This window comes from Bacteroides sp. Marseille-P8574 (assembly GCF_902825465.1).
GTDB lineage: Bacteria > Bacteroidota > Bacteroidia > Bacteroidales > Bacteroidaceae > Bacteroides > Bacteroides uniformis.
Genome location: NZ_CADEBE010000001.1, coordinates 1,300,554 through 1,316,120 on the forward strand (window position 1 = coordinate 1,300,554; position 15,567 = coordinate 1,316,120).

A 15,567-nucleotide genomic window follows, 5' to 3' on the forward strand; every position below is an offset into this window, starting at 1 on the left:
CTTTTCTATAGACGTGTGCTTTTCTCTTATTAAAGATATGAAACGTCACAACCGCCTTTTTTGGTTGTTTAGATTATCTCCCTGTACCCGTTTGATAAATGTTCCGGATTACCGGATGATTTAAATACAACATGTCTTATCAGGAAAAATACCGACTGTTACTCAAGCTAAGGCAGACTGTAGGAGATGTTGTATGGCAATGACTAGGCAGCAAACCGGAGGCTAATTAATTATACATATGCTACTGATTCTATTGTAATACCCACTCAAGCGGCGTGAGCCTGCATCTAATAATAAAAATAAAACATCAGGAATGCAACTTTTTAGTAAAAAATGAGAGATATTACTTAAATAGAATAGGCTTTATAGAGAAAAAAGTGTGCGTCCTGTTTGCTCTCCATCGGTCAAATTGAATACCCGAAAAAATTGCATAAAAAGAAAAGTTCCCAGAATGATGATGTAAGTCCTTATTTCCCAATCTACTCCCTGCTATAATACTCATCAACCTAAAATAGCGGAGCGCAATTTGTACAAATTGCGCTCCGCCCCATACTCTATTGTTACTTTATTGCAATTATCCCTCCCGCCGAATGCGAAGCATACTCCGGAGCATACGCACACTGTATCGTGGCCAGCCCCGTTTCGTATGTTCCGCCACGGGCTATACGATAACTGTGTTCCAAGACATAAACGCCTTTGCCCAAATGGTCGAAGAAGAAATTGGTTGCGGCATCTTCCACTTCTGCATAATAACCGAGGCCATTACTCCAACGATAACCGGAAAGCGAGCCTATAGGTTCAAAGCAGGCACCCCGCTGGTCTTTCAACTGAACAAAATCCATAGCACGGTCCAAGCGGATAGTCAAACGGGCCACTATTTTATCACCGACGGATAATACGGTCCCTTCCGTAACCGGTTGCAAGGACTTGCTGCCACCGGCCGATATACGCTCTACATAAAGTTTCTTCTCTACATTCAATTCACCCCCCTGCTGCTTTACATCAGATATGGGTGACAGATACTGGGCATAAACAGCTCCCCAGGCAATGCCTGCATCCCGTTTCTCTACCGTGACGGTTTTAGCTTTCAGCTCCGGACTTCCTTGAGCGAAGGTTTCCTTGACATAACCCAAACCCGGGATTATGGTCTTTGCAGGCGACAATGTTTCCAAAACTTTGTTACCTAACGTGATACGTACGTCTCCCCGGCTTTCCAGCAGATTAGTACCCTGACAAAGCAATGCATAAACAGCATCAGCCGTTGCAACCGGAGAATTCCAACTGGTAGTCTGCTTCTGTTTCAGCAGCCAGAGTTTCATTTCCTCCACCAAAGCATCGTTGCCACCTGCCATACGCAGGGCTTCCATTACTTCCACATGGGCAGGGATGGGCAGCATACCCCAGTTATACGGATTTGCTTGGAAAGCAAAGTATGCACCCAGTTCATCCGTCTGTACCAGATGTTCCTTGAGGGAAGCGATGAATTCATTCGCCTCGGCTGTACGCCCTACTGCTTTCAGGATGATGGCAGACTGCGCCTTACTGCTCATGGTTCCATCTTTAAGATTAGCACCTACTTTTGATAGGAAATAGCAGTAAGCCGCTTGATTGTCTGCCGGCACTTGTTCGCCGCTAAGGGCTATCAGATACAGATATGTCATTGTCGATTCGGAGTTGGCAGTAATCTTGGCACCGTTTTTTTCCGCTTTACGGATATTGCGATACTCTTCCAAAGCCTGCCGATTCAAATAGCCGAAAGCTTTCTGCCGCATGGCGGCAACTTCTTCAGGCAGTTCATTTTTCGTCAGCAGAGGAAGACGAACAAGTAATTCTGTAATATAGCCAGTTATATAGCGGCTACCGGACATTCCTTTATACCAGCTCCATCCACCGTCTTCACCCTGCAATTCTTTCAATTTGGTAAAAGCGGAAAGATTGCGGTTATTCAGTTGGTTGATATCAAACAGCGTGGCAATACGTGCCTGCTGTTCGGCTTCAGTAGTAGCTTCCAGTACCCACGGAGACTCGCTGAGCAGGATATTCTTCACATCCTGATTCTTCTCCAACTGGCTGAGGAAGGTTTCTTTCGTGCCACCGGCAGCCTTCCAACTGTCAAATACAGTCTTAATGCGGGGCTGGCTGTTGGCAATGAAGCCTGCCAGACTATTGGCATACCAAGCTGTAGCCCAAGAAATGGCATTATCATTGGCAGGCAGGCTCAATGCCGGCAACGCTTGTACAGCATACCAAGCCGGATTCCCTGTAAATTCTACAGTTAGACGACGGTCTGTCGCTGTACGGCTATTATGATTGAAAAGGCTGTCTAATGAGAACGTACGGGTCTCTTCGCCACGAATAGGCATAGCAAGCGTTTCCGTAATATACTCCTTATCACTTAATACGGGCAACAGATGCTGCTCGCCATCGCTGAACGTGCCTCCATCAGCGACCATACGGACACCAAGCAAATCATAGCAGTCGGACACATCGAAATGGAAGTTGACAGCAGTATTTCTTCCTGCTTCTACCGAGAATTTCTGACGCTGAGTAGCAATAACTTTCTCTGTCATAGGGTCGAACAGTGTGAATACAGCTGTTCCTTTCACCGCTTTACCCGTCAGATTGGCTATTGTTCCGGCTATCTGTGTTTTATCTCCTACGCGGACAAACCGAGGCATATTCGGCGTCAGCATAAACTCCTTGGCAGTTACAACAGAAGCATCCAACATCCCAGTCAGCATATCCTTAGTATGTGAGTAACCACGGAAATTCCAACGGGTCAAACTCTGCGGCATCGTAAAGGAAAATGCAAGCTCCCCTTGTTCGTTGGTACGAAGTTGAGGATAAAAAAAGGCTGTTTCGGCAAAATTGGTGCGAAGTCCCTCAATAGGTTGCAAGGCCTCGCCAACCGGTATCGTTTCCGATTCAAAAACAACATCTTCCACTACTTGTGCAGGAACATATTTTACTTCAACGGCATTCCCAGATTCTGCTTTGGAAGCAAGCATTAGCTGGTTGGCACCACGTATTCTAAGATTACCGGTCAAAGAGCCATTCCGGGTAGTCCCATATCCCACAACACTTACTTCTTCCAAAAGCGCATTGTCTTCCACCATCACTATCCGCATCCTTCCATCCATATAAGGAGAACAGAAGTGGTCAAACGACCACACCGGAACCCTCCAAGCCTTCAACGGGAAATAAATGGAGAAGTAATTGCTATTATAACGGCTCGCACCACGGAATGCTCCATACAGATTATCCGGATAGAAGACCCGTAGTATCTGGTTACTCTTATAAATCTTATCCAGTGAAGCGTCGTACATCGTAGCCAGCATTTCAGCCGCAGCAGGCATACCTTGAGGCGTCTTTATGACGAGCTTCCACTCTTCCTCTTGTCCGGGATGCAAACGGTCACGGAACACTTCCCATTTCATGCCGAGAGCACGTTCAAGCTGCCGCTTCTTCAGTTCAACCTGATGGCTATACATCTCACCATCTTTCACAAAACTGAAAAGAACGGTGATTCCCTTGCCATATGCTTCCTTATAAGGGAATTCCATACGGATAATAGTATCATTCAACTGCAACACACGGCTTTCAATGCGTTTTCTCTCACAAAATACATCCATCAGCACATATGCATCCCGATAAGAAGTCCCCAACAGAAAAGCGGCAGGGTGCTGTACATCAAATTCCTCATTTTCTTTATAATAAAAGAAATCTGTAAACGCAGCCGGACGCTTGTCACTCTTTGAAAAGAGCATGAAACTGTCACTGCCATATGCCCCGTTATTCTCTTCACGTCCCAAACTATCACGCACGGAAAGTTTCAAACGATAGTTACCTGAAGGAAGCTTGTTCCAAGCCGAAAAATCCTGGAGCCGATTGGCCATGAAGTCCCCCTCTAATATTACATCAGTCAAAGGGTCAGAGTCTCCTATATTCCTCCCCCGATCCCGTTCTGTTAATGGATACAGATAATAGGAGCCTTTCATATCTTGAGGAACATTCATCATATTATTCACTCTAAAAGTGAACAGCATGCTATCTTCCTTACAAACATATTGAGGCAGGCGGACATCAAAGGAATAAGCCTTAGGGCCTGCCAGCAAGTTATACGAAGCGGACTGCGTTTCACCAGCCTCATCCGTCACCACCGCCTCCACATGATAAGTATACACACTTCCATACCCGTCTGTATCTACAACCGGAACCTCTAAAGTCAAGGGTATGGAAAAATCCCCGTTGGCATCCAATTGTATGGTGTCAGACAGTAATGGTTTATCAGCATTGCTCCAATAGCCAGGTCTCGGATTCCGGCGAGTCACCGTATATGCCAATGGCACATCCTGTACCATCATGCCATTGAAAGCCTTGACATTTCCTTTCAACACTACCTTGCCCCCCAGTCGGTAAGCTTCCGAAACCGGAGTGAAGGCAATCTCAAACGTAGGTCGCTTGTACTCCTCTACCCTAAAAGTGACGGTAGATTGAGGCTCTTTAGTCCGTATACTGAAAATGCCATTCAGGCAAGCTGCCGGAAGTACAAACTCCGTAGCAAAAGAGCCGAAATCATTGGTCTGCACCTTCCTGGTGGCAAGTTCCTTTCGGTTGGCATCCAACAAGACAAGCTCATAATCAACTCCTTGTAGCACCTGGGCATTATCACTGTTCTGTTTGTAAGCTATTCCTTTTACATGGACGGTCTGCCCGGGGCGATAAAGCGAACGGTCTGTCAGCAATGCCATCTGCCTCCAATCTGTATCCTTAATACCGTAATAAGAATGATTCATATAAACATTCTGCGGCATCATACCTGTGTCTCTGCCTTTACGCGCCACATAACTTCGGATTCCGCTCTGCCAGGGTAATACAGCTTTCCCCCCGGCATCAGTCAGTACCTCTGCCATCACTTTTCTATTCTTCTCATCATAAGAAGAGTAGAAACTCACCTTGGCATCAGCAATCGGCTGTCCGCTACGGGCATCCAATGTAACCACTTCCATACGGTCGTCACCCAAATTCAATGTCAGCACCTTGAAGCGAGTAGATACCAAAAATTTATCATCTGTACGGGCCGTTTCAGCATCAGGTACTATTTGAAGAATATAGACTCCCGTTTCCCGAGGTATCATGAACTTAAATACAGTGTCCGAGGCAAGATAAGGGACATCTTCAGGCAATTTATCCTTGCCTGGCAACGGCTTTAAGCCAAAATGCGTGGAAGAAAACTTCCGGGTATATTTTCTATAAGTATCTTTATTTATACCATGGTCCATCCAAGGCACTTCACTTAAAGTAGTGGCATATAAGTTGAGAGTGAAGCCCCCGACATTACGATAATGCAGTCTCATATTTACCGAATCGCCGGGATAACCGCTTTCATTCATAGTCAGAATGAGTTCAGGCTGTAAAATCTGTTCACGGATATTTTTCAATTCATCGATACGCTTATACGCAGGATAGCGCTTCAAGCCTTCTTCACAGACTTTTAGAGCCTCATCAGCGCGTTTCGGTTCCAAACGGCGCAGGTGGTTGGCTTTATGAATGTAAACCTCGGCACAAACCTCTCGTGAACCGTATTCCTTTATCAATTTATCCAAAACCTCAAGATATTCCCGATTAGCCTTTTCCTGACGCATTCGGAAAGTAGGATAAGGCTGCTGGCTGATACCACCGGTCAGCTTCCAGCTCCAATAATCAAGAGAACAGAGCAACATAGCATCTTCCGAACCGGCACGATGGCGATAAGCATTCATCATATCCAGATAAATCCTTTCGATACGGGTCTGTACCAAAGAATCCACACTGAAACCATCCAGCTGCCGATAAGCATCAACAGCACGGCTTACCAATAGATGGTACATATCGTGCCCATAGAACCGGCTACCGTCTTCCAACACCACAAAAGGCACATATTTTTCTGCAGATGTATCAAGCAAGCGGATGGAATCCTGCAAGGATGCACGGTTACACCTATCTATTTTATCCACAAACTGGCTGATACTCCACTCACGGATATCTTCCGGGACCTCGTCAACAGCCAGTAGAGTACGTGACAGCAAGACACGGCGATTCTTCCGCATCAAGTCAGCATATTCATATGCCAACAAAGAATGTAGAATAGCCTTGTTCACCGGATTCCTCTCCGATTGTGCCCAAGATTCCATATATTTCAGACTGGAGTAAAGGCTGTCCGGAGTCAGCCCCCCTTGATAAGTCTCCCTACAAATGTAGGCTTTCAACATTTGCGGAGCATTCTTCTCTTGCCGACCTTTCCGATAGATTTCATCAGCCAGTTTTATCACTGTTTGAGGCAGGCTTTTCTTTTGAGCCTGCTCCACCTGCTTCCACAACTTATCGTACGTCTGCGCATACAATGCCGAAACCCCGAATGTAACCAGCAGCAACAATATGCTACAAATTCTTTGAATTACTCTCATGATTATTCGTTTGTTAGTCTTTGTATTAATTAACAAAGGAAGTGAATAAAGTTCAAACAAATGTACTTTTAGATATAAAAAATCTTATTCTACTCCTACAAAAAAACAAGGGATATGTTTGCAAACATATCCCTTGTTCTATACTTAAATGTTAGTGTACTCACATTTGGAGGCTATAATATCTCATTGCCTCCATCCAATTCTTACCAGCGGCGGTAAGAATGTGCTTAAATGAATTTGCAATCTTCTTTTTCATAATCTTAAAAAATTAAACCAATACCTGAAAACTAAAATTCGATACTTCACGAAAGGGAAGGAATGCTTAAAGCATTACATATCCCCAAATGTTCTTATCGGCTTCGCCGACATGCTTAAAAAAACTCTTTAACACTTTCATTTTGTTATCCTCCTAAAATCAATCTTGTTATCCTTAAAAAATCTACTAGTTTTCTATTGTTTTCATGTTTTACAACACAAAAATAGAGCCTTTGTTCAAGATAGCAAGCAAAAAATGGATAGAAAACATGTTTTATAACACATTTCTTGACTTAAGTCAATTTTCAAGGAGAAAGTGAAAGGATATTGACATGCATTGTAATAAGTCCGAGACATTCTGGCAGAAAGAGGACAAACTGTCACAGATAAAAAAGGCAGGATACTTATAAAGCACCCCGCCCCTATTCATAACATAAAGTATTCTCTACTTTTCAGGAGTCTGCTCCAATGTAGCCACCAAGAAATCATAGAACTTGGAAACAGTAGGAATTAATGCACGCTCGTCCGGTGAATGCGGAGAACGCAAAGTGGGACCGAAAGAAATCATATCGAGTCCTGGACAATTGGCACCAATAATACCGCATTCCAGACCTGCATGAATAACCTTCACGGCAGGTTCCACACCAAACTGCTGCTTATAGGACAGCTTCATGGCATGCAGTATAGGAGAATCCACATTGGGCTGCCATCCGGAATAACCACCACTCAATTCCACCTTCATACCTGCCATAGCGAAACAAGCTGTCAGGCTGTCTGCCAGGAAATCCTTCATTGTATCGCAAGAACTACGCGCCAAAATACGAACTTCGGCCTTACCATCTGCAATGGTTACGATAGCCAAATTAGAGGAGGTTTCTACAGTATCGGGAACAGTAGGAATCATACGCATCACACCATTCTGGCAAGCCATCAACACGTTAATCATATTATCCTGGATTTCTGAGGGAACAACGGCAGCAGGTAGAGTCACCTCTTCTACACTCAGAGTAATACCACTTTCAATCGGAGCATATTCGTCATTCAGTTGTGCCTCGTATTCCTTCATATAATCTTCCAAACCGTCCATATCCTCAGGATTGAACACCAATACCGCATGTGCTTCGCGGGGGATAGCATTACGCATATTGCCACCTTCAAAACTTGCCAGCTGGGAGTCAAACTCAATCAGCAAATCATGTACGATGCGTGCCAACAATTTATTGGCATTACCGCGCCCTTCATTGATTTCCAAACCGGAATGACCGCCACGCAAACCTTTCAACGTAATTTTACGAGCAACGAAATCGACCATAGGCATCTCCTCCTTATATTCCAAAGTAGCAGTAATATCAAGACCACCGGCACAGCCGATATAGAGTTCTCCTTCGTCCTCAGAGTCAAGGTTCAGCAGAATTTCCCCTTGCATAGTTCCCGGTTTCAAACCGAATGCACCATACATTCCCGTTTCTTCATCCTTGGTAATCAGGGCTTCCAATGGACCATGCTTCAAGTTATTATCTTCAAGTACCGCCATAATAGCAGCCACTCCCAAACCATTATCTGCCCCCAGCGTAGTTCCTTTGGCTTTCACCCAATCACCGTCAACATAGGTTTCAATGGGATCTGTTGTAAAATCGTGGATAGTATCGTTGTTCTTCTGGGGCACCATGTCCATATGCGCCTGAAGGATGACGCCCTTGCGGTTTTCCATACCCGGAGTGGCAGGCTTACGAATAATAACATTGCCGACCTCGTCGACAAATGATTCCAACCCCAAGCCTTTTCCAAAATCAATAAGGAATTTGGTAATCTTCTCCATATGTCCTGACGGACGGGGAATCTGGGTCAGTGAATAAAAGTGCTTCCATACATTCTGTGGAGCTAACTGTAAGATTGTACTCATAATTCTAAAAAGTTAGTTTTCGCAAATATAACGGTTTATTCTCGGAAAGTACAATAAACCGGGATTTTTCTAAAGTACTAAATCATCGGCTATCTTAAATATGGCTTTTACATCATTTAGGAATTTCTCCCGCTTCCATATACAAGCAACAATATCGTTTAAAGAAACCAATCTTCCAACAACCTTTACGACTCCAGTACATATAAGGAAATGCCGAAGTTATTGCAAAGAAGTATTACAGTACTTTTAAAGGAGTACTACAGTGGTTCTCTATAAATAACTGTTTCTGTCCTCTAACATAAGAAATAACAATATAGGAACCCACCACAAGAAACGTCTATTTCTTTGTCCTATTCGCCAACACCAGGTGCAACGCCCCGTAGATGCCCAGCACTATCACCAGCAACGTCTGTATGCCATGCACTATCAGCGCAAAGATACCCGCATCCGTAGCATTTACCCCATAAAGCATCATCATAGTGATGACAGCAAAGTGCCAGGGACCTGCCCCGTTGGGCGTAGGAACAATGACTGCAAACGTTCCTCCGACAAACATCACCATTCCGGCAAGGAAACTAAGGTGCTCTGTAAACTGGAAGCAATAGAAAGTTATATAGAAATGATAAAAATAGCATAGCCAAATAAGTAAAGTGTAAAGAACAAACAAAGGCACATTCTTCACATTCTTAAGCGACATCACACCTTCCCATATATTCAAGACTACCCCCTTCACCTTTTCAAAAAAAGAGAGCATACGCAACAGAAAATAGAGAAGTACCAGAACACCAATAATAGAAAAAAGAGCCACATAAAACCAAGGAGAAGTCACAAGATGCATCAGTGATGGAATCTTGGTGCCCGTCTCCTCAAAAAAACGAAAAAAAACGGGCATCTGCACCAAAAAAGTAATCCCCGTAATCAACAGAATGCAAAGCGTATCTACCAACCGCTCTGTCACCACCGTCCCCAAGGACTTCGCAAAGGAAACATTATCATATTTGGCAAGTACTCCACAACGTGAAACCTCTCCCACACGGGGCAGTACCAGATTGGTGGCATAAGATACGAAAATGGCATCGACGCAATCGCTTGTTTTGGGATGAGCATCCAGAGGCTCCAAAGTCTGCTTCCAACGCCAGCCTCGCAACACATGGCTCATCACACCGAAGAACAAGGACAACAACATCCACCACCAGTTCGTCTGATGAAGTAGAACTTCTTCTGCCTTTGAAAAGTCAAAATCACGATATACCCAATAGAAGATAAAACCACCCAATAAAATGGGTAAGATGATTTTCAACGTCTTTTTTAGCAGCTTATTCATACGATATTCCCAAATTCTTCATTCTTCATTCTTCATTCTTCATTGAAAAGAACTACCTTTGCTCCGTGTAAAGATAGGTTGTTGTTCACGTTACAGCCTACGTTTACGGAGCAAAAGTAATGATTTAGTTGATACATGAGAGTAGTTAAACCTAAAAAGTTTCTCGGGCAACACTTCCTGAAAGACCTGAAAGTGGCACAAGACATTGCCGACACGGTAGATGTCTGTCCCGAAATTCCCATCCTCGAAGTTGGTCCGGGAATGGGAGTGCTGACCCAGTTTCTTCTGCCCAAAGAACGCAACGTCAAAGTAGTAGAACTGGACTACGAGTCAGTGGCCTACCTACGGGAAGCCTATCCGCAACTGGAAGACAACATCATTGAGGACGACTTCCTCAAAATGAATCTGCAACGATTGTTTGGCGGGCAACCTTTTGTGCTGACGGGAAACTATCCTTATAATATCTCCAGCCAGATATTCTTCAAAGTGCTGGAATATAAGGATCTGATTCCCTGCTGTACGGGTATGATACAAAAGGAAGTAGCCGAGCGCATAACCGCTGGGCCGGGCAGCAAGACATACGGAATCCTAAGTGTACTGATACAAGCATGGTACAAAGTGGAGTACTTGTTTACGGTACACGAACATGTCTTCAACCCGCCCCCAAAAGTTAAAAGTGCCGTCATCCGCATGATGCGCAATGAAACGCACGATTTAGGCTGCGACGAGAAATTGTTCAAGCAAGTAGTGAAAACCACGTTCAACCAACGACGCAAGACACTGCGGAACTCCATAAAACCGATACTCGGCAAAGACTGTCCACTGACGGAGGACGTATTATTTAATAAACGCCCGGAACAACTGTCCGTAAAGGAATTTATTCAACTGACCAACCAAGTGGAGCAGGCATTGAGAACAATTAATGATTAATGGTTAGTGATTAAACACGAATAATCATGGAAATAGACGAAGAATATATAGACAAAGTCAAAAGCCTGATAGAACAGAAAGACGCGGAAAACGTCAAGACACTTTTGACCGACCTTCATCCGGCGGATATTGCAGAACTATGCAATGACCTCGGCTTGGAGGAAGCCCGCTTCGTTTACCGCCTCCTTGACAACGAAACGGCAGCGGATGTACTGGTTGAAATGGACGAAGACATCCGGAAAGAATTCCTGGAACTTCTTCCTTCGGAGACCATTGCCAAACGTTTCGTGGATTATATGGACACGGACGATGCCGTAGACCTGATGCGCGAACTCGATGAAGACAAGCAGGAGGAAATACTTTCGCACATCGAAGATATAGAACAAGCCGGTGACATCGTTGACCTGCTGAAATATGATGAAGACACTGCCGGTGGTTTGATGGGTACGGAAATGGTGACTGTCAATGAAAACTGGAGTATGCCGGAGTGTCTGAAGGAAATGCGCCTGCAAGCTGAAAAGCTGGATGAAATTTACTACGTATACGTCATCGACGACGAAGACCGTCTGCAAGGAGTATTCCCATTAAAGAAAATGATAACTTCCCCTTCTGTCTCCAAGGTAAAGCATGTGATGCGAAAAGATCCTATCTCCGTCCATGTAGATACCCCCATTGACGAAGTGGTGCAAATCATCGAAAAGTATGACTTAGTGGCAGTTCCTGTTGTAGACAGCATCGGGCGCCTGGTAGGCCAGATTACCGTAGACGACGTCATGGACGAAGTCCGCGAACAGTCGGAACGTGATTACCAGCTGGCATCCGGTTTGTCCCAAGATGTAGAAACGGACGATAATGTTATGCGCCAAACTTCAGCCCGCCTTCCATGGCTACTCATCGGTATGCTGGGCGGTATAGGCAACTCCATGATATTGGGCAACTTCGACACGACTTTCGCCGCCCACCCGGAAATGGCCCTTTATATTCCGTTGATTGGCGGTACGGGGGGAAACGTGGGAACCCAGTCGTCTGCCATCATCGTACAAGGCCTTGCCAACAGCTCACTGGATGCCAAAGACACCTTCAAACAGGTAGCTAAGGAAGCTGTAGTGGCGGTTATCAATGCAACCATCATTTCCCTGCTAGTATACATTTATAATTTTATCCGGTTCGGAGCTACGGCTACGGTCACTTATTCCGTCTCCATCAGCCTCTTTGCAGTCGTCATGTTCGCCTCCATCTTCGGAACGCTAGTCCCCATGACTTTAGAGAAGCTGAAGGTTGACCCGGCCATTGCCACCGGCCCATTTATCTCCATCACCAATGACATTATAGGCATGATGCTGTACATGGGTATCACAGTCTTACTGTCATAAAAACAAGAAAATAGAAAAAAATCAAGGCAAATTGTATGAAGTAATCATTTTATTTCATTAATTTGTAGCCTAATGTAACCCGAACGGGAGGAACCCGTTTCTAAAAAAGTAAATACAATGACGGACACTCATGACACTAATCTCCCCGAAAAGCCGGTGGAATTAGAAGAAGAAAAGAAGACAGCAGAGGTTTCTGAACCGGCAACAACAGAAACTCCCGCTGAAGAAATCGTTTCAAAAAAGCCGGTAGAGTCAGTTCTGAAGCTCACGAAAGAGGAAATACTTGCCAAACTCAAAGAGGTGGTTGCAGACGTGGAGAACGTGGCAAAACCTGAAATAGACGGTTTGAAGCAATCTTTCTACAAGCTGCACAATGCTGAGCAGGATGCGGCCAGAAAACTGTTCATTGAAAACGGAGGCGCCGCGGAGAACTTTGTTCCACAAACAGACTGTGTGGAGGAAGAGTTCAAGAATATCATGTCCGTCATCAAAGAAAAAAGAAGTGCACTCACAGCCGAACTGGAGAAGCAAAAGGAAATGAACCTGCAGGTAAAGCTTTCCATCATCGAAGAGCTGAAGGAGCTGGTTGAATCTCCAGATGACGCCAACAAGAGCTATACGGAGTTCAAGAAACTACAGCAGCAATGGAACGAAGTTAAACTCGTTCCGCAAGCTAAGGTCAACGAGCTTTGGAAAAACTACCAATTGTATGTTGAGAAATTCTATGACCTTCTGAAACTGAACAATGAATTCCGCGAATACGATTTCAAGAAGAATTTGGAAATCAAGACACATCTCTGTGAAGCTGCCGAAAAGCTGGCGGATGAAGAGGATGTAGTTTCAGCTTTCCATCAGTTACAGAAGCTACATCAAGAATTTCGTGATACAGGGCCGGTAGCCAAGGAACTACGCGACGAAATCTGGGCACGTTTCAAAGCTGCCTCTACAACCGTAAACCGACGTCACCAGCAACATTTCGAAGCATTGAAGGAAGTGGAACAGCACAATCTTGACCAAAAGACTGTAATTTGCGAAATCATAGAAGCCATTGACTACAAAGAACTGACAAGCTTTGCTTCTTGGGAGAGCAAGACGCAAGAAGTCATCGCACTTCAAAACAAATGGAAAACCATTGGTTTCGCTCCGCAAAAAATGAACGTGAAGATTTTCGAACGTTTCCGCAAAGCGTGCGACGAGTTCTTCCGTAGAAAGGGAGAGTTCTTCAAGAGCCTGAAGGAAGGTATGAACGAAAACCTGGAAAAGAAGCGTGCCTTGTGCGAAAAAGCAGAAGCTCTGAAGGACAGTACCGACTGGAAAGCAACCGCCGATGAACTGACCAAACTTCAGAAAGAATGGAAAACCATTGGTCCGGTAGCAAAAAAATATTCGGATGCCGTATGGAAACGTTTCATCTCCGCTTGTGACTACTTCTTCGAACAAAAGAACAAAGCCACTTCTTCACAGCGCAGCGTAGAGCAGGAAAATCTGGAAAAGAAAAAAGCCATCATCGAGAAACTGAATGTTATCGATGACCAAATGGATACGGAGGAAGCTACCCAACTGGTACGCGACCTCATGAAAGAGTGGAACGGCGTAGGACATGTACCTTTCAAAGAGAAAGACCGAATCTATAAGCAATACCACAGCCAGGTAGACAAATTGTTTGAACGCTTCAACATCAGCGCCTCCAACAAGAAGCTAAGCAACTTCAAGTCGACTATCAGCTCCATTCAGGAAGGTAGTCCACAAGCCCTTTACCGGGAACGTGAGAAGCTGGTACGTGCCTTCGACAATATGAAGAACGAGCTTCAGACATATGAAAACAATCTCGGTTTCCTAACCACTTCTTCCAAAAAGGGAAACAGTCTGCTGACAGAAATCAACCGTAAGGTGGAAAAGCTGAAAGCAGATATCGAACTTGTAAAAGAAAAGATAAAAGTGGTGGACGAGAATATCAAAAATCAAGGATAACGCAACAAGATAAGACTTAATAAAAAAGTAGACCCGCCCCCACGGCTGTATAGCTGTAGGGGCGGGTCTACTTTTTTATTAAGTCTTATCAATGATGGAACAGACGGATACCCGTGAACGTCATGGCAATGCCATATTTATCGCAAGTTTCAATCACATGGTCATCGCGTACAGAACCACCCGCTTGGGCAATGTAATCTACTCCACTCTTATGGGCACGCTCAATATTGTCTCCAAAAGGAAAGAATGCATCCGAACCCAAAGAAACACCTTTCAATGTATCCAACCAAGCCCGTTTTTCTTCACGAGTCAGCACTTCAGGTCTCTCCGTAAAGAACTGCTGCCAAACGCCATCAGCCAGCACATCGTCATGGTCTTCACTGATATAGACATCAATCGTATTATCACGGTCGGCACGGCGGATTTTCTCTACCCATGGCAAATTCAACACCCTCGGATGCTGGCGTAAATACCAAATGTCGGCCTTGTTGCCCGCCAAGCGAGTACAGTGGATACGGCTCTGCTGGCCGGCACCAATACCGATAGCCTGACCGTCCTTCACATAGCATACAGAATTCGACTGCGTATATTTCAAAGTGATAAGGGCTATCATCAAATCACGTTTCGCTGCTTCCGGGAAATTCTTATTCCGAGTAGGAATATTCGCAAAGAGTTCATCTCCATTCAGCTTTATCTCATTACGTCCCTGCTCAAACGTGATACCAAAGACATCCTTATGTTCAATCGGGGCAGGCTTATAGCCGGGACTTATCTGAATCACATTGTAAGTTCCTTTACGCTTTTCCCTCAAGATAGCCAGTGCTTCGTCCGTATACCCCGGAGCAATAACGCCATCCGAGACCTCGCGGTTAATAAAACGTGCAGTAGCCTCGTCGCACACATCACTCAAAGCGATAAAGTCACCATAAGAAGACATACGGTCGGCACCGCGGGCACGCACATATGCGCAAGCAAGCGGAGAGAGCGGAAGATTATCCACAAAATAAATCTTCTTCATTATTTCGTCGAGTTCCAAACCGATGGCGGCCCCCGCCGGACTGACGTGCTTGAATGAAGTTGCAGCAGGCATACCGGTCGCCTCTTTCAGTTCCTTTACCAACTGCCATCCATTCAAGGCATCCATAAAATTAATATACCCCGGACGTCCGTTCAGAACCTCAATAGGTAATTCCCCCTCCTGCATGAAAATGCGAGCCGGCTTCTGGTTAGGGTTACAGCCGTACTTCAGTGCTAATTCTTTTGCCATAAAATTCTGCTTTAATGTTGAAATGCTACAAATTTACAGAATATTTCCGGCTTACAGAAGCCTTGTCACTGAATTTGCCACCGAATGCCTACACTGAA

General features: G+C 44.8%; 7 protein-coding genes. 3 read left to right on the forward strand and 4 right to left on the reverse strand.

The features are described from left to right. Positions 1–560: 560 nt before the first annotated feature. The 3 genes from HUX74_RS05530 to HUX74_RS05540 form a co-directional block, all read right to left on the reverse strand. On the reverse strand, positions 561–6,446 hold the full coding sequence (locus tag HUX74_RS05530) for an alpha-2-macroglobulin family protein (RefSeq protein ID WP_174646334.1): 5,886 nt from the start codon (positions 6,444–6,446) through the stop codon (positions 561–563). A gap of 700 nt (positions 6,447–7,146) precedes the next feature. Beyond that, positions 7,147–8,604 (reverse strand): aminoacyl-histidine dipeptidase, encoded by a 1,458-nt coding sequence (locus HUX74_RS05535; protein ID WP_117599309.1) that lies wholly within the window; start codon positions 8,602–8,604, stop codon positions 7,147–7,149. A gap of 337 nt (positions 8,605–8,941) precedes the next feature. Continuing rightward, positions 8,942–9,928, reverse strand: a complete 987-nt coding sequence (locus tag HUX74_RS05540; RefSeq protein ID WP_117599308.1) for a lysylphosphatidylglycerol synthase transmembrane domain-containing protein — start codon at positions 9,926–9,928, stop codon at positions 8,942–8,944. A 135-nt stretch (positions 9,929–10,063) separates the two neighbouring features. Here HUX74_RS05540 and rsmA point away from each other — a divergent pair, with 135 nt between their 5' ends. From rsmA to HUX74_RS05555, 3 genes are all read left to right on the forward strand, one after another. Next, positions 10,064–10,858: a 16S rRNA (adenine(1518)-N(6)/adenine(1519)-N(6))-dimethyltransferase RsmA gene (gene rsmA, locus HUX74_RS05545; protein WP_117599307.1), complete on the forward strand. Its 795-nt coding sequence runs from the start codon at positions 10,064–10,066 to the stop codon at positions 10,856–10,858. 26 nt (positions 10,859–10,884) lie between these two features. Continuing rightward, positions 10,885–12,231 carry a magnesium transporter gene (mgtE, locus tag HUX74_RS05550; protein WP_165491386.1) on the forward strand — a complete coding sequence of 449 codons (1,347 nt, stop codon included), beginning with the start codon at positions 10,885–10,887 and terminating at the stop codon, positions 12,229–12,231. A gap of 117 nt (positions 12,232–12,348) precedes the next feature. Next, complete coding sequence (locus HUX74_RS05555) at positions 12,349–14,202, forward strand: DUF349 domain-containing protein (protein WP_117599306.1); 1,854 nt, start codon at positions 12,349–12,351, stop codon at positions 14,200–14,202. Between the two features lie 88 nt (positions 14,203–14,290). On the opposite strand, the gene HUX74_RS05560 is transcribed toward HUX74_RS05555, so the two are convergent. Then, positions 14,291–15,469: a phosphoribosylaminoimidazolecarboxamide formyltransferase gene (locus HUX74_RS05560; RefSeq protein WP_117599305.1), complete on the reverse strand. Its 1,179-nt coding sequence runs from the start codon at positions 15,467–15,469 to the stop codon at positions 14,291–14,293. Positions 15,470–15,567 lie beyond the last annotated feature (98 nt).

Bases quoted from the DNA above. Each gene is read 5' to 3' on its own strand.
- HUX74_RS05560 (WP_117599305.1), bottom strand. From the start codon at position 15,469: ATGGCAAAAGAATTAGCACTGAAGTACGGCTGTAACCCTAACCAGAAG.
- HUX74_RS05555 (WP_117599306.1), top strand. From the start codon at position 12,349: ATGACGGACACTCATGACACTAATCTCCCCGAAAAGCCGGTGGAATTA.
- mgtE (WP_165491386.1), top strand. From the start codon at position 10,885: ATGGAAATAGACGAAGAATATATAGACAAAGTCAAAAGCCTGATAGAA.
- HUX74_RS05535 (WP_117599309.1), bottom strand. From the start codon at position 8,604: ATGAGTACAATCTTACAGTTAGCTCCACAGAATGTATGGAAGCACTTT.
- HUX74_RS05540 (WP_117599308.1), bottom strand. From the start codon at position 9,928: ATGAATAAGCTGCTAAAAAAGACGTTGAAAATCATCTTACCCATTTTA.
- rsmA (WP_117599307.1), top strand. From the start codon at position 10,064: ATGAGAGTAGTTAAACCTAAAAAGTTTCTCGGGCAACACTTCCTGAAA.
- HUX74_RS05530 (WP_174646334.1), bottom strand. From the start codon at position 6,446: ATGAGAGTAATTCAAAGAATTTGTAGCATATTGTTGCTGCTGGTTACA.